Origin of the sequence: Arthrobacter sp. Leaf337, assembly GCF_001423745.1 — a bacterium.
In the GTDB taxonomy this organism is placed as follows: Bacteria; Actinomycetota; Actinomycetes; order Actinomycetales; family Micrococcaceae; genus Arthrobacter.
The window spans coordinates 1-16,983 of the sequence record NZ_LMPC01000030.1 but is presented as its reverse complement, the minus strand read 5'-3'; the positions used below and the strand labels follow the sequence as shown (position 1 = coordinate 16,983).

The window sequence follows — 16,983 nt, the reverse complement described above, 5'->3', positions numbered from 1 at the left end:
GAGTGGCCGGATCAACCTGGCCGTTTACTGACACTGTTGTATATGTTTTCGGAGGGTTTCATGTCCTTGTTCACTGTTTTTGCCACTAGCAAGATTGCCGCGAGCGCATTGGCGGCCGGCACGCTGGCGGTCGGTGGCACCGGCGCAGCCGCATTTGCCGGAGCACTTCCTGCTGACATCCAGCAGAGCGCCCACGAACTGCTCGGCGCCCCCGCTCCGCACGTAGGCGGCGTCTCCGAGACCGCCACGTCCGACGCCACCGCCGACGCTTCAGCTTCCGCTTCGGCCACGCCGTCCGATTCCGCCGATGCCGCCGGCTCCGTTGACGGCGAAAACGCCAGCGGCGAAGCATCCGCATCCGCCGTCGGCCCTGACGCCACCGGCCCGGCCGCTTTCGGCCTGTGCACCGCCTTCACCAAGGGCGGCCTGGACGCATCCTCCACCGGCTTCAAGTCGCTGGCCATCGCCGCTGAAGGCGAAGCCAACATCGACGGCTACTGCGCTGATGTAACGGCCGCAGCCAACGCAACTGCCAAGGCTGACAACAGCAAGGCTGAAGTTTCCGGCAACGGCGGCGCTGCAGTCGACGTTGAAGCTCCGAAGGTACCGGAAGCACCGGAACTGCCCACCCAGGCAGCTGTTCCGGCCGCCCCGGAGATCCCCGCCGAAGTCCCCACTGAGCTCCCGGAGCTGCCCACCTCGGCTGGCCGTCCGTAACGCAGTTACCTATGGTGGATCGCGGGACTCCTTCCCTTGGCAGGAGTCCCGCGGTGCAACAGGGGCCGGTCCGCAGCCTTCCGAACCCGGAAATTTGTGACCGCGCTCCGCGGATGGAGGAGCCTCAGGGTGCTCGACACTTTGGCAGATGAATACGTGCACACGGACGGGGCCGACCCCGCCGTGCTGTTCACCCTTGTCTACCGAAAGTTTTCCGGCGCCGTCCTGGGTTACCTGAGGGCGCGCGGAGTGGATGACCCGGAAGCGGTCACCCAGGACGTCTTCCTTGCCTTCTATCCGAAGCTTGACGGCCTGCGCGGCGGGCTCCAGGGCGCCAAGTCACTCATCTTCTCCATCGCCCACGCACGGATGGTGGACCATTACCGCCGCAACGAGCGCACCCCGACACTCAGCCCCTATGAATCCGAGTTCGACGCCCGCAGCACGGCGTCGGCCGAAGAGCTGGCGCTGGCAAAGGTGAACGGCGGCGGTGCGGGAGCCCTGCTCGAAGGGCTCAGCCCGGACCACCAGGAAGTCCTTGCCCTCCGGGTGGTCGCGGACCTGTCCGTGGAACAGGCCGCCGAGATCATGGGCAGGACCCCGGGAGCAGTCAAACAGTTGCATCGCAGGGCGCTCAGCGCCCTCAGGGAACGCGCCTCAACAGGAAGCCAGGCACATCATGAGTGACATCTCCTCGTCCCGGGACCAGCAGATCATCGACGAACTGCTGGCCGACGCCGGCATGGACGATGCCGGGGACCTCCGCCCGGTGCTGCTGGAACTGCGTGCCCTGGCAGCGGACAGCCCCCGGCCGTCCGCCGCAGTGGAAGCGCTGATGGCGCAGGCCGCCGCGCAGGCTACTGTCCCGGTCGCCACACTCTCCCTGGCTCCGGCTGTCCCCGAATCCGTGGTCCCGGAACCGGCGGTTGAAGAACCGGCCATCGACGAACTGGCCGCCCGACGGCGGCGCAAACGCCGCCTGCCGCTCACGGCCCTCACGGTTGCTGCGGCCCTGGCTGCCGGCGGTGCCGCCGCTGCGGCCTCCGATGAGAACTTCCGCCACACCCTGGGGAACGTCGGCCACGCCGTGACCTTCGTTGTGGGGACCATGACCTCCGGACCTGCCGGCAAGACTGCCGGTCAGCCTGCCACTGATCCCGCCGGGACGGTGCCGGGTTCGTCCGCGTCCACCCCCGCGACGCCGGCCCCGTCTCCGGCCGACGGCAGATCCGTGTCCGGCGGGCAGCCCAGCAAGGGGACGCCGGCCGTGCAGGCCTCTCCATTGCCAAGCCAGTCCCACGCCCCGGAACTCAACCTGCCCAAACCCGATCCCCGGGACCTGGGCTCATTGCCGGGATCAGGCCAGCTGCCTTCGGCGAAGCCGCTGCCTTCTTCGCCGGTGAGTCCCGACCCCTCCGGGTTGGTGCCCGCGCCCCCGGTAGAGCTGCCGCTCCCCGGCCACAGTCCGTCGCCGGGGTACTAACCCGCTCCACAGCCGCGGTTAGTACCCTCCGGCGGCCGCCTGCACCATCCCGCCCTCCGGGTTCACGAGATACCAGACGTTGCCGACGCCCTGGCCGGTGATGTCACCGGCGGCTTTGTCCTTGACGTAGTAGTACACCGGCAGGCCGTTAATGGTCACCTGATTCTTCCCTGCCGGCGTGGAGATGGTTCCTACAGTGCCTGTCACGCCCTCAACAGCGGGCGCGGCCGATTCCGTGAGGACCGGCGGCCACGCGGCAATGCACGCGCCTGTGCAGGCGCTGGTGCCGGAGTCCTTCACATCCTTGGTGAAGAAGTACACGCTCATGCCTTTCGCGTCCACCACGATCTGGCCTGCGGCCGAGGACGCCGTCTTCAGTTCAGCCGCGCCTGCCGGCACCGGGGACGACGAGGTTTCCGCCGGGGCGGAGCTTTCCGCGGGGGCGGAGGCCGACGTCGTACTCGCCGCTGGGGTCGTCGCCGCAGTGGTGGGCGTTGATCCGGTGCCGCCGCCACAGCCGGTGAGGGCCGCGGCCAGCGCCACCACGGACAGGCCGATGCCCCATTGCTTTTTCATATCCTGCTCCTTGGATTCGTGCCGGCCGTGCGGCCAGGCGCTATCCGGTACGACGTGCAACGACGCAGAATGGTTCAAACGGCTGCCCGGTGAACCGCCTGCGCCGGCCAACCGTTTGCGCCGGTGAACCGTTTGGGGCCGGGCGGCGTCGTAACGGGGGAACGGCGGGCGTCCTGCCCGCGGCGGCAGCATAAAGCAGCACGAGGCAGCACACACAATGCAGGGGACCATCAGCACGGCAGGAGGGGCGGGGATGCCGCTCGATGAGGACGTGGTAGCGGCGATCTACCGGGAGCACGGCCCGGCGCTGCGGCGCTTCGTGCTGAGTGCCTCCCGGGATCCGCAGCTCGCTGACGACGTGGTCCAGGAGACCGTGCTCCGTGTCTGGCAGCAGGCTCCGGAGATCACCGGGAGCCTGCGGAGCTACCTTTTCCGCACCGCCCGGAACATCATGATCGACAACTACCGCAAGGCCCAGCGCCGTCCCGTCGAAGCGACGGAGCGGGACGTTGCGGACCCGGCGGAAGCCAGCGAACGGGTTGATGAGCTGCTCAACCGCGTGCTGATGGAAGAAGCCCTGCTGCGGTTGAGCACCGAACACCGCGACGTCCTGGTGGCACTGCACTACCGCCGCTGCACTGTCGCGGAAACGGCCGCCGAGCTGAACATCCCGGCCGGGACAGTGAAGTCCCGCGCGTTCTACGCGGTGCGGGCGCTGCGGACCATCCTCGACGAAATGGGGGTGCAGCGGTGAGCAGTGCGGAATTGCACCACCTGCTGGGGGCCTACCTGCTGGGCGGCCTGGAGCCGGCCGACGCGTCGCGGTTCGAGCAGCACCTTGCCGGGTGCGCGGACTGCCGCCGGGAGCTCGACGAACTCGCCAGCCTGCCGGCACTGCTGGACGCCCTTCCCGTTGCCGACGCCGTCGCCCTGACCGGGCCCGCCTCCGCGGCGCCGGCAACACCGGAGGCCACTGTGTTGGGGGCAGTGGCTTCCGCGGCGGAACCCGCCGCGCTGCTGGACGAACTGGCGGCCCGTCGGAGGAAATCACGACGACGGTGGGCGGCGTTTGTCGGGGCGGTGGCCGCCGCGTGCCTGGCACTGGGAGTGCTGGCCGCTCCGCTGTTCAACCAGCCGCCCCGGCCGGATGCCAGCTACTCGGTGGAGGCCCCGGGCGGCCTCCAGGTCCAGCTTGCCCTCATGAAGAAGGCATGGGGGACCGAGGTTTCGTTTTCCGGCACCAGCCTGCCCACCCAAGGCACCTTGTCCCTGTGGGTCAAGGGCCAGGACGGCACCGAGGACCGGGCGTGCAGCTGGTCCGCGACGCCGGGGGGCCGGTCCAGGATCACCGGGGCCACGCCCACCCAGATCAGCCGGATCAGCAGCGTGGAACTGCGCACCGAAGGGCAGCAGACTGTGGCCGTCATTTCCATGGTGGATGGCTCGTCCGGCGCCCATTGACGCACTCTGCGCCCGGTGGGAGGCTGGGCACATGGTCCGCGGCAGGACCGGGCGGTTCGCCCGGATTCAGCCTTTCGGCATCGATAAGGTGGCAGCCGCCGTCGGTGGTGATCCTGACGTGCTCCGCATGGAGAACCTGGACACGGACATCGCGCCGCCGCCGTCGGCCGTCATCGCCACCCGGGAAGCAGTTGGCAACCAGGCCGCCAACAGTTGGCTCCCCTTCACCGGCACGCTGGCCCTCCGCCAGGCCGTGGCCCACCGGCTCCGGCAGCAGACCGGGCTCGCCTACGATCCGCGCTCCGAGGTGGTGATTACCGGAGGTGCGCTCGCGGGGATGCTGAGCGTGCTCCTGGCAACAGTGGACCACGGCGACGAAGTGATCGTCACGGATCCCACCTATGCGGGCATGATCAACAGGATCCGGCTTGCAGGGGCGGTGCCCGTGTTCGTCCCGCTGATGGTTTCCGGCGGGCGCTGGCGCCTCGACCCGGCACGGCTGGCCGCGGCGGTTTCCGCCCGAACCCGCGCCATCCTGCTGATGAGCCCGGCGATGCCCACCGGGCACGTACTCAACGACGCCGAATGGGGCGCCGTACGTGACGCTTGCCTGCATGCGGACTGCTGGCTGATCTATGACGCCGCGATGGACCGGATCGTGTTCGACGGACTGCCGTACCGGCATCCGGCGTCATTCCCGGAGCTGGCCCCGCACACCATCACCCTGGGCGGCGTCTCCAAGAACTACCGCATGATCGGCTGGCGCGTCGGCTGGGTGGCCGGCCCCCTGGAGGTGATGGGAGACGTGGCCCTCGCCGCGATCTACAACACTGCCGTGGCCAGCGGCTTCAACCAGGCCGGTGTCCTCGCGGCACTGACGAACAGCGACGACGGGATTGCCGCTGCGGTGCAGGAATGGCAGTCGCGCCGGGACCTGGTGGTCGAGGAGCTGGCCGGGCTGCCCGTTGTGGTGCCTGAGGGCGGCTGGTCGCTGTTGCTGGACGCCGAGGCGCTGGGTATGCGGGCGCCGGAACTGTCCCGGCGGCTCCTGGCTGCGGGCCGGATTGCCGCCACCCCCATGACGGCGTGGGGCCAGGACGTGGCGCCGCGGTACGTGCGGCTGGTTTATGCCACCGAACCCCTGGGCCGGCTGCAGGGCATCGGGGCGCGCGTCCGGGCCGCCCTCGAGGGCGGGCGGCCTTAGGACTGCAGGGCGCGGAACTCCAGCACGAGCTGCGGGTCTTCGCACGCGCGCGCGAAGGCTTCGATGCGTTTTTCGATTTCGCGGCCCAGCAGCCAGCTGCCGACCCTCTCCGCCAATGGGCGCAGCCACGCCGGCCGGCACGAAAAGGTGTACTTCCACACCGCCCGGGTGCCGCCGTTGGCCGCGGTGAACCGCCACCCGCCGCCGAAGCTGCCGAAGAACCACGGGCCCGACACCATGGTCATTCCCACGTTCCGGGGCGGTGCGTAGGAGACGTATTCGCTCACCATCACCAGCCCCATCCTGGAGACTGTCCGGGTGCGGACGCCCTTGCCCGCGGCCCGGGCGCCGTCCAGCCACCCCTGCGACGAGATGAAGGGATCCCACTTCAGCCGGAAGTCGCCGGTGGTCTGGGAGAACGCAAAGGCGGTCTCCGGATCGAGGCGGATGAAGCGTTCGGCGCGTACCTGGGGCATGCGTCCACCCTAGCCGGGCTAACGCTGGCGGCTACATCCTGGCCAGTTTGGCCCGCACCATCTGGAACACGCCGTAGCAGATCAGGCCGATTCCGACGGCGGCCAGCAGGTACAGTCCGAACGGCTGGTCCCGCAGGGCCTTCAGGCCGCCGTCGAGCCCGGTGGATTCCTCCGGATGCGACTGGACGGTGGCGATGACGATCAGCAGGCCCACCAGCAGGAGAGCGAAGCCTTTTGCGATGTAGCCCACCACGCCCAGGACGGTGACGGCGGTACGCATGGTGCCCGGCGGAGGCATCCGGAGGTGCTTTTCGAACGATTTCCGGATACCGCGGATGCCGTACACAATTCCCGTGATGGCAACCGCGGCGCCGATGGCGATCAGCAGTGCAACCCCGCCGGGTGCTTTCATCAGTGCGATGGTGAAGTCGCTGGTGGACTGGCTGTTGTCCTTCCCGGTGCCGATCGCGAACGAGGCAAGCGTGACGGCGAACGCGGCAAACACCACGGCCTGGCCTGCTGCTTTGAGCTTCCGGAGAACCTTGTCCCGTTTCGGCAGGTGGCTGTAGTCGAAGATCGCGTCGCTGGTCTGCCAGATGGCCAGGGCCACGCAGGCGGCGAAGCTGCTCCACAGCAGGATGGGGCCGGCCGGCTGGCTGGCCAGTTCCTGCACGGCGCCGCTGACGTCGGCCTTGCCCTGCCCGCCCATGGCCAGGCGGATGGCGATGGAGCCCACCAGGAAGTGCAGGATGCCGCTGACGGCGAATCCGGCACGGGCCATAAGCTCCAGCGGCCGCGAATTGGTGACTTCCTCGGCCGTGTCCGCGGCCTCTCTCAGTTCTTTTTTGATGTCCGGATCCTCGTGCAGTTCTCGTCGCCGCGGGGAGGTCCCGCCGTGGGTGTTAAAGCCCAATCGTGCCACGGGAAGCTGCTCCGGAACAGCTCCGTGCCCGGCGGCACGGACTGCTGCGGGCGGAGGTATGGGGAGTGATGCCCATGGCACCCCACGGTGCGACATGGCACGATATGGACCAGCCGCCACCGTCGCAGCTGCATCACTCTTCCGGGGAGACACCATGACCTTTTACGGTGCTGACGTCAGTCAGCTTCGCGCCTTGGCCAAGGCGGCAGATAAGGCAGCTTCATTGCTCAGCAGCAGGGCATCCTCGCTGCAGAGCCAGATCCTCGCGGCCCCCTGGAAAGGCAGCGACGGCGAGCGTTTCCGGCAGGAGTGGACCGGAAGCCACCGCCCCAGCATCGAGCGGGTGGTGGCAAGCCTCCGGCAGAACTCGAAGGTCCTGCTCCAGAACGCCGCGGAGCAGGAACGGTCCTCGGCGGCCGGCTCGGGCAGCGCCGGTGCCGGGCCGGGCGGGCTGTCCGGCCTGCTGGACCAGATGAAGAACTGGGTGCAGGAAAAGCTCGAGGCTGCGCGTGAGGCCGCTGAGCACCGGACTGAGCTCCAGGAGCAGCTGGCGTCGATGGCCGGGGCCAGCCCGGAGGAACAGGCCAAGTGGTGGGACGGACTCTCGGCTGCGGACAAGAAGTACCTGATCGAGGGCGAGGGCCCGGACGGTCCGCTGGCCGAATCGCTCATGGCCATGGACGGCGGGATCCCGGAATCGGCCCAGGACCTGGCCCGGGAGCACCTGCTGGAGCTGGCCAAGGAAGACATCCCGGTCTACACGGAGACGGGCAAGGCCTCCATTGAGGCGCGCGTCCTGTGGGTCCACGGCGGTGCCGAGGTGGGTACGGAAGTGGTGGAAAACGCGGACGGCTCTGCCACGGTGAAGGTGTACGGCAACATGGGCCTGGGCGTGAACGACGCCTCCGGGTCCGCCGGTGCCACGCTCACCGGCGAAGTGGCCCGCGAGTACACCTTCGACAGCATCGAAGAGGCCATGGCTGCCCGGAACCAGATGTATGCGGATCTCCCGCCGGACAGCGTGGGCGACATCAAGGACGTGGCCGGCAACCCGCCGGACTACATCCTGGACACCCTGAATGAGGCCGCCTCGGACAACGGTTCCAGCGGCCACGAGGACAAAGCAAAGGGCTCGCTGAGCTTTGAGGCCGGGGCCGACTCCGCCGATGCCGCCGGCTCCGCGAAGCTGGAACTGGCCTATGAAAAGAACCTCAGCGACGGGACGTCCAAGGGCAGCGTGGAAGTTTCCGCCGAGGGCAACCTGGACCTGGACGGGCGGACGTTCGAGGCTTCGGGCAAGGGCGGGCTGGAGCTCAACATGGACCGGGACAACAACCTCAGTTCGGTGTCCCTGTCCCTGGAAGGTACCGTGGCGCAGGGCGTCAAGGAGGGCATGGACGTGAAGGCCGGCAGCGTCGAATCCAGCGTGACAGCCGGCACGCAGGGCACCGTCAAGATCGACATCGACTACACACCGGAAAACAGCGCCGTGATCGACAGCTACATGAAGAACGTGGCCCTCGGGAACGACGCCGCGGCCGCCCGGGACGCCGCCAGGCTCTACGAGGCGGGATCGGCCACCATCCAGGTGAACAGTGTGGTCACGGCGTCCAACGAAGCAGGGTTCGACGTCAAGGCCGGCGAGGTCAAGGTCAGCACGGAAAACCAGGTCAGCACGAACGTCAGCACCTACCAGAAGGTCCCGAACGACACCCGGCTGTCCCGGCTGTAATTCCGCCGGCCCCCTACAAACACCGCCTGCCCTGCAAACACTGACTTACCGCTGAAGGAGCAACCACCAGCCATGACAGTTCACATCGAATCTCCGCTCGGCTTCACGGCGGACTTCCCCGACCACACCCTGGTCCTGGACGATTCCACCGCCGGCCCCAACACGGAGCAGTACGGGCTGCTGGGGGACGTCCTGGTCACCGTTATCAAGGACGACACCTCCGTTGAAGGTCCGGCCGAGGCCAACGGCTGGGCACACCTGATGTCCGCCCACTATCTAGAAGAGCGCGGCGGCAGCCTGCTGACCGAGGGCGAGCTGAACCTTCCCGGCAAAGCCGCCTACGCCGTCGTCGTCGGTTATGACGACGCACGCGGCGACGCGAAAGCGGCCGCCACGGTGGGGGTGTGGGAAAACGACCGGTTCATCGGCGTGGTGGTGATCTGGCCCTATGTCGACCCCCAGCTCGAGCCGCGGATCGGCTTGCTCAAAGATGTGGTCGGCGCCATCACGGTCAGCTGACGCCGCGTTGAACGCCCAGGCGCCTAGCCGAGGAGGGGCCAGGGCCCGGCCAGGCCGGTCCAGGTCCACATGCCGCCCGCCAGGTTGAAGGCAGTAAAAGCGAGGCCAAGTAATCCGGTGATCCTTGCGGCGTTCATCCGGCGCGACCTTCTGATGGCCACGATTCCGGTAATCACCGAGGTCAGGACCAGCCCCGCCATCAGGCCCACCAGGACCATGAGCAGGATCCAGTAGCCGCTGGTGTCCGGCAGCGGGACGTTCGCCATCAGTGGCTCGGCTGCCGCCATGATGAACGTTGACAGGCCGACCATGGCCGCGACCGGTGCCAGCACGGCGCAGACCAGGCTGGTGATGCCGGCCGCCAGCCCGCGCGAATCAGCGGGCCGGAGCGGCGGGACAGGTTGAGCCGCGGAGGGCTGGGCGGAGGCCATGGTGCATCATAACCGCCGGTAGCACAGGTCGAAGATGAGGCGGCCCGCTTCGTGTGCCTTGTTTTCGAAGCTGGTCCGGATCCGGCCCTCGAACCGGGGCGCCCAGCCGCCGGTTTCGTCCACGCCCTCGTTGGGGCCGGTGTGTTCGGTGCTCACCGGGGCGCGCCCCTCCTTGACCGGAGCGCCGCCCACCAGGGACTCGACGCCGGACTGCCACACCTGGGTGAGGGGGCTTTCGGGACCCCTGCGCTCGCCGTCGTGCAGGTTCACGAAATCGGCGGAGCCGGCCATCACGTCGCGGACATGGACGGCGTAGTTGGACCAGTCGGTGGCCACCCGGAACAGGCCGCCGGGCTTGAGGGCCGTGGCAACGAGCTCGGCGAACTCGGGCTGGATGAGCCGGCGCTTGTGGTGGCGCGATTTGTGCCAGGGGTCGGGGAAGAAGACCCAGACCTCGCTGACGGAGCCTGCCGGCAGCATGGTGGCGAGGACCTCCGGCGCGTTGGCTTCCACCACGCGGACGTTTTTGAGCCCGCGGCTGTTGATCTTGATCATGGTGTTGGCGAGTCCGGGCGTGTAGACCTCCACGGCCAGGAAATCCCAGTCCGGGTTCTCTTCGGCCGCGTGGCATACGGCGTCGCCAAGACCGGAGCCGATCTCCACGATCAGGGGCGCCGTGCGGCCAAACTCGGCCGCGGCGTCGAAAACGTAGTCCGGGTGCACGGAGGTGTTGGCGATGTGCCGGGGGACGTCGACCGCCCAGCGGTCCGAGTGCTCCTCCCAGGCCACCTGCCGGCGGCCCTGCAAACGGGTTCCGCGGCGCACGAAGCTGACGGGCCGGCCGCCGTAGGTGCCGAATGACGCCTGCGTGCCGGGGGTCACCGGGCGGGCTGCCTGCGGCTGCCCGGGGGCTTCAGAGGCTGCGTCCGGCGACTCGGCAGCGGAAGGCTCAGGGGTTTCTGGGGATTCACTCATCCCCTCCAGAATAGTTGAGTTTTTGTCCGGACAACGCGGGCCTGAGAGCGCTCCAATCCCCGATAGGTGGACAAAAACTCCCGTGGCACGGGGGTGCCTCCTCGCCTTTCGAGCCGGCGCCGGACGTGCCAGACTGTCCCGCATGACTGATGCCGTGCGCAGCTATTGGGATGACCAGGCGGAGACATTCGACGACGAAGCGGACCACGGTCTCGCCGACCCTTCCGTCCGCGGGGCATGGGAGGCGCTGCTGCTGCCGCTGATCCCGGAACCCGGCAGCGACGTGGCGGACCTTGGCTGCGGGACCGGCAGTCTTTCGCTGCTGCTGGGGGCTGCCGGGCACCGGGTCCGGGGCATGGACTTGTCAGGGAACATGGTGGACATCGCCCGGGCGAAGGCTGCGGCCGCAGGGGTGTCTGCGGAGTTCGAGGTGGGCGACGCCTCTTCCCCGGCGCTGGCGCCGGGCTCCTTCGACGCGGTGCTTGCCCGCCACGTGCTGTGGGCACTGCCGGATCCGGACGCGGCCTTGGCCCGCTGGATCGGGCTGCTGCGCGGTTCGGGCACCATGATCCTCGTGGAAGGGCTGTGGGGAACCGGTGCGGGGATATCCGCTGAACGCTGCCTTGAGCTGGTTCGCGGCCACCGCAGGAATGCCACCTTGACCATGCTGGGGGACCCGGCGTTGTGGGGCAAAGAGATCACGGACGAGCGCTACTTGATCGTCAGCACGGCCTAGCGGCGGCGGATGCGCGCCGCTGCCTGCGAGAATGGGGCGCGTGACCGAAGCCACGAACCGAGCCAATAACGCCGCCGCAAGCAATCCCGCAAGCGATCCCGCGAACACCGAGGCCGCAGGGCGCTCCAGGAGCGACACCTCCGGCACGCTGGTGGACGCCGAAGTCGACGAGCTCCCCGCGGCCGAGCCCACCCGCGTCAGCAGCCGCCGCGGGCTGGTCTTCCTTGGAGTATGCCTGGTGCTGATCGGGCTGAACCTGCGGACGGTGTTCTCCAGCTTCGCCGCGGTGCTGCCGGAAATACGGTCCGACGCCGGCCTGCCGGGCTGGGCAGTGGTGGTCCTCACCACCGTGCCGGTGACACTGCTGGGAGTTTTCGCGCCGCTGGCGCCCGTCCTCGCCCGGCGTTTCGGTGCCGAGCGGGTGCTGCTCGGAGCCATGGCCGTCCTCACTGCCGGCCTGCTGCTCCGTCCGTTCGAGCTGCCGGGCGCCGGCCACCTGCCCGCCCTCCTTGCCGGAACAGCTGCCTGCGGTGCCGCGATCGCCCTGTGCAACGTGCTGCTGCCGGGGCTGGTGAAGCGCGACTTCCCGCACCGGCTCGGGCTGATGGGCGGCCTCTACACGACGGCGATCTGCGCCTCGGCCGCCCTGGGCGCCGGGTTCACCTACCCGGTGTTCGCCGCGTCGGGGGAGTGGACGGCGGCGCTGTGGTTCTGGGCGCTGCCCGCCGCCGTCGTCCTTTTCCTGTTCCTTCCGCTGGCCGTCAGGCAGCGGCACCCGCGGCACCAGGCCGTTGCCGACGGCGTGAACGTGTGGCGCTCGGCGGTGGCCTGGCAGGTCACCATCTTTATGGTGCTGCAGGCCATGATGTCCTTCAGCGTGTTCGCCTGGCTGGCCCCCATCCTGCGGGAACGCGGAGTGGACGGCGGAACGGCCGGGCTGATCGTCTCCGCCTCCATCGTCCTGCAGATGCTAGGTTCACTCTTCGCGCCGGCGCTGGCCGCACGGTTCCGCGACCAGCGGGCGATCAACACGGTGGTGGCGCTCATGACCGGCGGCGGGTTCGCGCTCAGCATTTTCGGGCCGCTGGACTTCATCTGGGTGTGGACCGGCCTGCTGGGCCTCGGGCAGGGCAGCCTGACCGCGGTGGCGCTGACCATGATCATGCTGCGGACCCGGGACGGCCACACGGCGGCCCACCTGTCCGGCATGATGCAGGGCGTGGGCTACGGCGTCGGCTCCACGGGCACGCTGATGGTGGGGCAGCTGCACCAGGTCACCGGCTCCTTCGCCGCCGCCGGGGTGCTGTTCCTGGTCGTCGGGGCGCTCGCGGCGGTGTTTGGCTTCCGGGCCGGACGGGACCGCTACATCGGCGGCTAACGTTCGACGGCGGGTGGTCCCGTTCCGCGGTCAGGCCGGCGCGTGCCCGGTGGACCCGCGGACCACGAGCTGGGTGGGAACCAGATGCAGCCGCTGCGGGAGGTCCGGGTGTTCCCGGCGCTCCAGGATGAACTTGCCGGCCTGCAGGCCCACGGCGATGTTGCCGTTGTCCACCGACGTCAGCGAGAGGTGCCGGATCTTGGCGAGGTAGGTGTTGTCGTAGCCCACCAGCGAGAGGTCGTCCGGGACGCTGAGTCCCCGGTCGTCGGCGGCGGACAGTGCTCCGATGCAGGCGATGTCGTTGAACGCGAAGATCGCCGTCGGGCGTTCCTTGCGGGCCAGCAGCCGCTGGGTGGCGTCATAGCCGCTTTCCTCGCTCATGCCGCCCGCTACCACCAGCGGCTCAAGCCCTGCGGCTCGCATGGAGGATTCGTAGCCTTCGCGCCGCAGTTCGGCGATGCGGCCCGGCCCCTGCAGGTGCGCGATGCGGCGGTGGCCTAGTGAGATGAGGTGCTCGGTCGCCTGGCGCGCGCCGGCTTCGTCGTCGTTGACAACGACGTCGGTCCGGTCCAGCTGGGGTTCTCGGGTGCCGGCGAGGACTACGGGAACGGTCCTGGCAGCCGCCTCGAGGGCGGCGGTTTCCGTGGTGGTGCCGACGACGACGATGCCGTCGATGCGTTGTTCGAGCAGTGTTTCCACCGAACGCCGGCCCACCCGGTGGTCCGTGTACGAATCGACAAGGACGGGCGAGACGCCAGCCGAATGCAGTGAAGCACTCAGCCCTTCCAGCAGTTCCACGAACCACGGATTGCGCAGGTCATTGAGCAGCACGCCAATGGTGCCGCTGCGCGGGCTCGAGAGGCCGCGGGCAAGCTGGTTGGGCCGGTAGTCGAGTTCTGCCATGGCGTCCTGCACGGCCTGGCGGCGGCTGGGGCTCACACTGGAGGATCCGCCCAGCACCAAAGACACAAGGGACTTGGAGACCCCGGCCCGCTCGGCGACGTCCCGGATGGTGGGCCTGCGCGGCTGGTCACCGACGGCGGGCGAACTGTCCATGCTGCGTCTCCTCTCGGTCCCACCTCAGCATAAGGGGTTGACTAACGGCTTGTTTCACCTCCATTATGGACCGGTCCAATATTTGTCCAAAATTGAAGGAAGCGTCATGAGTGAACCGCGTACACGCCGGCTGGTCGCAGGAATGGTGGGAGGCGGAGCCGGGGCGGACATCGGCAAGACCCACCGCTATGCGATGCGGCTGGATGACCAGTTCGAGCTGACGTCGGGCGTCTTCGGCAGGGACCGTCAGGGCTCCCTCGGCCTGGCCGCAGACCTGGGCATTGCCGAGGACCGCTCGTACCGGGACTACGCGGAAATGGCAGCTGCCGAGGCCGTTCGGCCGGACGGCGCCGACGTCGTGGTCGTGGCCACGCCCAACGACAGCCACTTCGACATCGCCCGCGCTTTCCTTGAAGCCGGGATCTCCGTGGTGTGTGAGAAGCCGCTGACCCGGGACTCGGACACTGCTGCCGAGCTGGTGCGGCTTGCCGCCGAGAACAATGCCATCCTGGCGGTCCCGCACTGCTACTCGGCGTACGCGATGGTGCGTCACGCGGCGCGGATGGTCCGCGACGGCGACCTGGGCCGGGTGACGTTCGTCGACGTCGAACACGCCTCCGGGTGGGCGGCCACGCCGCTCGAGGAGCACGGCCACAAGCAGGCACGCTGGCGCACCAATCCGGACATTGCCGGGTTCCCCAGCGTGGTGGGTGACCTCGGAACCCACGCCTACCACCTGCTGCGCTACATCACCGGACTGGACGCCGACCGCGTCTCCGGCCGGCTCAACACCCTGGTGCCCGGCCGCCGCGTCTTCGACCACGCCACCGTGGAGCTCGAGCTGACCGGGGGAGTGCCGGCCCGGCTCTGGGCCAGCATGGCCGCCGCCGGCCACAACCACGGCCTGCGGATCAGGGTGTTTGGCGACAAGGGCAGCCTCGAATGGCAGCACGAGGACCCGCACCATCTCACGATCCAGGACCTTGACGGTGCCACCACGGTGCTCACCCACGGGCTCAGCACGCTCTCCGAGGACGCCACCCGCCTCACCCGCGTCGGCCTGGGCCACCCCGAAGGGTTCCTCGAGGCGTTCGCCAACTTCTACCGCGACCTGGCGGACATCCTGCGCGCCCGCCGTGACGGCACGCCGCTGCCGTCACGGGAATTGACCATACCCACCGGCATCGACGGGCTCCTCGGCGTCCGATTCGTCGAAGCCGTGGCGGCCTCACACCACCGGGACGCCGCCTGGGTCTCACCCGGTTCAACAGCCCAGCCCGGTTCAACAGCCCAGCCCGGCGCCTCCATCCAGAAAGCAGGAATCTGACATGCAGCGCTTCGCCCTCCTCGGGGCCGGTTTCATCGGCTCCGTCCATGCTGCCAACCTCGCCGCGCATGGGGGGATCGAGTTTTCCCGGATCTACGATATCGACCACGACCGGGCCAAGGCCCTGGCCGAAACGCACGGAACCCAGGCCGTCAGCGACCTGCACGAGGTGTTCGATCGCCGGCTCGTGGATGCCGTGTTCATCGCTTCCTCCACGGATACCCACGCGGAGCATCTGGCCCGCGCGGCCGACGCCGGCCTGGCCGTCCTGTGCGAAAAGCCGATCGATTTGGACCTGCGCCGGGCCCGCGAGACCGCCGACCATGCGGCCGGCCGCGGTGTCCCGGTGATGGTCGACTTCAACCGCCGTTTTGACCGCGACTACATGGAACTCAAACGGATCATCGACGCCGGGGAAGTGGGCGGCGTCGAACTCCTGCAGCTCTCCAGCCGCGGACCGGCGGTTCCGCCGTTGTCCTACATCGCCGCATCCGGCGGCCAGATGCGGGACCAGACCGTGCACTTCTTTGGCCTGGTCCGCTGGCTGACGGGGCTGGACCCCGTGGAGGTGTCGGCCGTCGGGTCCGCTTTGGCGGAACCGCGCCTTGCCGAGTACGACGACGTCGACACCTCCGCGGTGACGCTCCGCCTTCCCACCGGGGCGCTCGTGCAGATCGACAGCATCCGGCGCACCAGCTACGGCTACGACGAACGCATCGAGGTGTTCGGCTCCGAGGGGATGGCCGAGACGCAGCGCAGGCGCACGGGTGCCGTGTCCCGGTACCGGTCAGGCCAGGTCATCGAGGACGGCCTGCATCCCGGCTGGTTTGAGCTGGTGAAGCCTACCTACGCTGCGGCCCTCGCGCACTTCGTGTCCGCTCTGGATGATGGCGCGGCGCCGACGCCCTCGCTGGAGGACGGGCTCAAGGCCCAGGCCATTGCCGAGGCCGCCACCCGTTCTCTGCACAGCGGACGGACCGAAAAGATCGAGTACTAGGCGGCAGGGCGGGGGCCGTGGCGCCTAGTCCTTGCCGAGCCGGGTTAGTCCTTGCCGAGGCCGGCGGCGCTGACCTTGCTGCCGCCGGTTTCGGCGGTGACGCTGTTCAGGGCGGTGAGGTCGAAGATGCCGCTGATGTCGGCCTGCTTGGTGGTGCCGGCGTCCACGCCGTCCTGCAGCAGCTTCTTGTAGGCTCCGGCGAGCGGGTCCACGGTGAAGACGATGTTCTTCAGCGACCGCTCGATGACGTCGGGCTTCAGCTCGGCGCCGGATGCCTCTTTTAGCGCGGCGTTGATGACGGAGGACTTCTCGTCCGCGGCAGCGGAGTTGAGCCAGGCCACGGATTCGGTGTGGCCCTTCAGGAGTGCCTTGACGGTGTCCGGGTGGTCGGCGGCGAACTTCTTATTCACGATCAGGATGGTGGTGGGGAACTCGCCCGGCTTGCCCGTCAGCGACCCGTGGGAACCTTGGCCCGCATCCTCCGGACAGCGGCANGTGGCCCTTCAGGAGTGCCTTGACGGTGTCCGGGTGGTCGGCGGCGAACTTCTTATTCACGATCAGGATGGTGGTGGGGAACTCGCCCGGCTTGCCCGTCAGCGACCCGTCCCACAGGTCCTTCTCATCCACGAGGACCTTGGCGCCGGCCTGCAGCACCAGCCGGGACGCCCAGGGCTCGGGCAGCCACGCGCCGTCGAGCTTGCCGTCCTGGAACAGCTTCAGGGTCTGGGCGTTCTCGGTGGGGTTGATGGCAACGTCGCCGCTGCCGTCGGTGTTGGTCTTGTAGCCCTGGGCGGACAGCCAGGCCCGCAGCGCCACGTCCTGGGTCCCGCCCAGCTGCGGCGTGGAGAGGGTCTTGCCCTTCAAATCCGCCGCAGCGGCAATCTCCGGCTTCACCACCAGCTGCGCGCCGCCTGCAGCGGCGCCGGCGATGATGCTGACGGACTCGCCCTTGCTCTTCACGAACGAGTTGATCGCCGGGTTCGGGCCGATGTA

Annotated in this window: 19 protein-coding genes and 1 pseudogene; 12 read left to right on the top strand and 8 right to left on the bottom strand. The window is 68.6% G+C overall.

Annotation, left to right across the window (positions count from 1 at the left end; genetic code table 11):
- Positions 1-60 precede the first annotated feature (60 nt).
- The 3 genes from ASF98_RS21845 (at position 61) to ASF98_RS21835 (ending at position 2,200) form a co-directional block, all read left to right on the top strand.
- Entirely contained in the window at positions 61-717 is a 657-nt protein-coding gene (locus ASF98_RS21845; protein ID WP_055807150.1) for a hypothetical protein, read from the top strand.
- Positions 718-846: 129 nt separating this feature from the next.
- A complete protein-coding gene (locus tag ASF98_RS21840) occupies positions 847-1,404 on the top strand; it encodes an RNA polymerase sigma factor (RefSeq protein ID WP_055806825.1) in 558 nt (185 codons plus the stop codon).
- Entirely contained in the window at positions 1,397-2,200 is an 804-nt protein-coding gene (locus ASF98_RS21835) for a hypothetical protein (RefSeq protein WP_055806822.1), read from the top strand. The genes ASF98_RS21840 and ASF98_RS21835 overlap by 8 nt, the downstream gene beginning before the upstream one ends.
- Positions 2,201-2,218: 18 nt before the next feature.
- Here ASF98_RS21835 and ASF98_RS21830 read toward each other — a convergent pair whose 3' ends face one another.
- Positions 2,219-2,776, bottom strand: a complete 558-nt coding sequence (locus tag ASF98_RS21830) for a COG4315 family predicted lipoprotein (protein WP_055806819.1) — start codon at positions 2,774-2,776, stop codon at positions 2,219-2,221.
- A 253-nt stretch (positions 2,777-3,029) separates the two neighbouring features.
- On the opposite strand from ASF98_RS21830, the gene ASF98_RS21825 reads away from it, so the two are divergent.
- From ASF98_RS21825 to ASF98_RS21815, 3 genes are read left to right on the top strand one after another with little or no spacing between them, the layout of a single operon-like run.
- A complete protein-coding gene (locus tag ASF98_RS21825) occupies positions 3,030-3,530 on the top strand; it encodes a sigma-70 family RNA polymerase sigma factor (protein ID WP_055806816.1) in 501 nt (166 codons plus the stop codon).
- Complete coding sequence (locus ASF98_RS21820; protein ID WP_055806813.1) at positions 3,527-4,237, top strand: anti-sigma factor family protein; 711 nt, start codon at positions 3,527-3,529, stop codon at positions 4,235-4,237. Before ASF98_RS21825 ends, ASF98_RS21820 begins: the two co-directional genes overlap by 4 nt.
- Positions 4,238-4,268: 31 nt before the next feature.
- Positions 4,269-5,441, top strand: a complete 1,173-nt coding sequence (locus ASF98_RS21815) for a pyridoxal phosphate-dependent aminotransferase (protein ID WP_055806811.1) — start codon at positions 4,269-4,271, stop codon at positions 5,439-5,441.
- On the opposite strand, the gene ASF98_RS21810 is transcribed toward ASF98_RS21815, so the two are convergent.
- Together ASF98_RS21810 and ASF98_RS21805 are read right to left on the bottom strand one after the other, a co-directional pair.
- Complete coding sequence (locus ASF98_RS21810; protein ID WP_055806807.1) at positions 5,438-5,917, bottom strand: SRPBCC family protein; 480 nt, start codon at positions 5,915-5,917, stop codon at positions 5,438-5,440. The two genes, ASF98_RS21815 and ASF98_RS21810, sit on opposite strands and share 4 nt — an antisense overlap.
- A gap of 31 nt (positions 5,918-5,948) precedes the next feature.
- On the bottom strand, positions 5,949-6,755 hold the full coding sequence (locus tag ASF98_RS21805; protein ID WP_235506133.1) for a DUF1206 domain-containing protein: 807 nt from the start codon (positions 6,753-6,755) through the stop codon (positions 5,949-5,951).
- Positions 6,756-6,993: 238 nt separating this feature from the next.
- Here ASF98_RS21805 and ASF98_RS21800 point away from each other — a divergent pair, with 238 nt between their 5' ends.
- Complete coding sequence (locus ASF98_RS21800; protein ID WP_055806803.1) at positions 6,994-8,571, top strand: hypothetical protein; 1,578 nt, start codon at positions 6,994-6,996, stop codon at positions 8,569-8,571.
- Between the two features lie 72 nt (positions 8,572-8,643).
- Positions 8,644-9,090, top strand: coding sequence for a hypothetical protein (locus ASF98_RS21795; RefSeq protein ID WP_055806800.1), 447 nt, complete (start codon positions 8,644-8,646; stop codon positions 9,088-9,090).
- 23 nt (positions 9,091-9,113) lie between these two features.
- On the opposite strand, the gene ASF98_RS21790 is transcribed toward ASF98_RS21795, so the two are convergent.
- Positions 9,114-9,521, bottom strand: a complete 408-nt coding sequence (locus tag ASF98_RS21790) for a hypothetical protein (RefSeq protein ID WP_055806797.1) — start codon at positions 9,519-9,521, stop codon at positions 9,114-9,116.
- Between the two features lie 6 nt (positions 9,522-9,527).
- Positions 9,528-10,496: a tRNA (guanosine(46)-N7)-methyltransferase TrmB gene (trmB, locus tag ASF98_RS21785; protein WP_055806794.1), complete on the bottom strand. Its 969-nt coding sequence runs from the start codon at positions 10,494-10,496 to the stop codon at positions 9,528-9,530.
- A gap of 142 nt (positions 10,497-10,638) precedes the next feature.
- On the opposite strand from trmB, the gene ASF98_RS21780 reads away from it, so the two are divergent.
- Positions 10,639-11,232 carry a class I SAM-dependent methyltransferase gene (locus ASF98_RS21780; RefSeq protein WP_055806791.1) on the top strand — a complete coding sequence of 198 codons (594 nt, stop codon included), beginning with the start codon at positions 10,639-10,641 and terminating at the stop codon, positions 11,230-11,232.
- A gap of 31 nt (positions 11,233-11,263) precedes the next feature.
- Positions 11,264-12,610: an MFS transporter gene (locus ASF98_RS21775; protein ID WP_235506123.1), complete on the top strand. Its 1,347-nt coding sequence runs from the start codon at positions 11,264-11,266 to the stop codon at positions 12,608-12,610.
- Between the two features lie 30 nt (positions 12,611-12,640).
- Here ASF98_RS21775 and ASF98_RS21770 read toward each other — a convergent pair whose 3' ends face one another.
- A complete protein-coding gene (locus ASF98_RS21770) occupies positions 12,641-13,666 on the bottom strand; it encodes a LacI family DNA-binding transcriptional regulator (RefSeq protein WP_055806789.1) in 1,026 nt (341 codons plus the stop codon).
- A gap of 106 nt (positions 13,667-13,772) precedes the next feature.
- On the opposite strand from ASF98_RS21770, the gene ASF98_RS21765 reads away from it, so the two are divergent.
- Together ASF98_RS21765 and ASF98_RS21760 are read left to right on the top strand one after the other, a co-directional pair.
- Positions 13,773-14,993, top strand: coding sequence for a Gfo/Idh/MocA family protein (locus ASF98_RS21765; protein ID WP_055806786.1), 1,221 nt, complete (start codon positions 13,773-13,775; stop codon positions 14,991-14,993).
- A 1-nt stretch (position 14,994) separates the two neighbouring features.
- Positions 14,995-15,990 (top strand): Gfo/Idh/MocA family oxidoreductase, encoded by a 996-nt coding sequence (locus ASF98_RS21760; RefSeq protein ID WP_055806783.1) that lies wholly within the window; start codon positions 14,995-14,997, stop codon positions 15,988-15,990.
- Positions 15,991-16,034: 44 nt separating this feature from the next.
- Here the strand turns inward: ASF98_RS21760 and ASF98_RS21755 are convergent.
- Together ASF98_RS21755 and ASF98_RS21750 are read right to left on the bottom strand one after the other, a co-directional pair.
- Positions 16,035-16,484: pseudogene (locus tag ASF98_RS21755) on the bottom strand (sulfonate ABC transporter substrate-binding protein); the annotation flags it as partial.
- 1 nt (position 16,485) lies between these two features.
- Positions 16,486-16,983, bottom strand: a 498-nt coding sequence (locus tag ASF98_RS21750; RefSeq protein ID WP_162242349.1) for an ABC transporter substrate-binding protein, incomplete at both ends; no start/stop codon positions are given.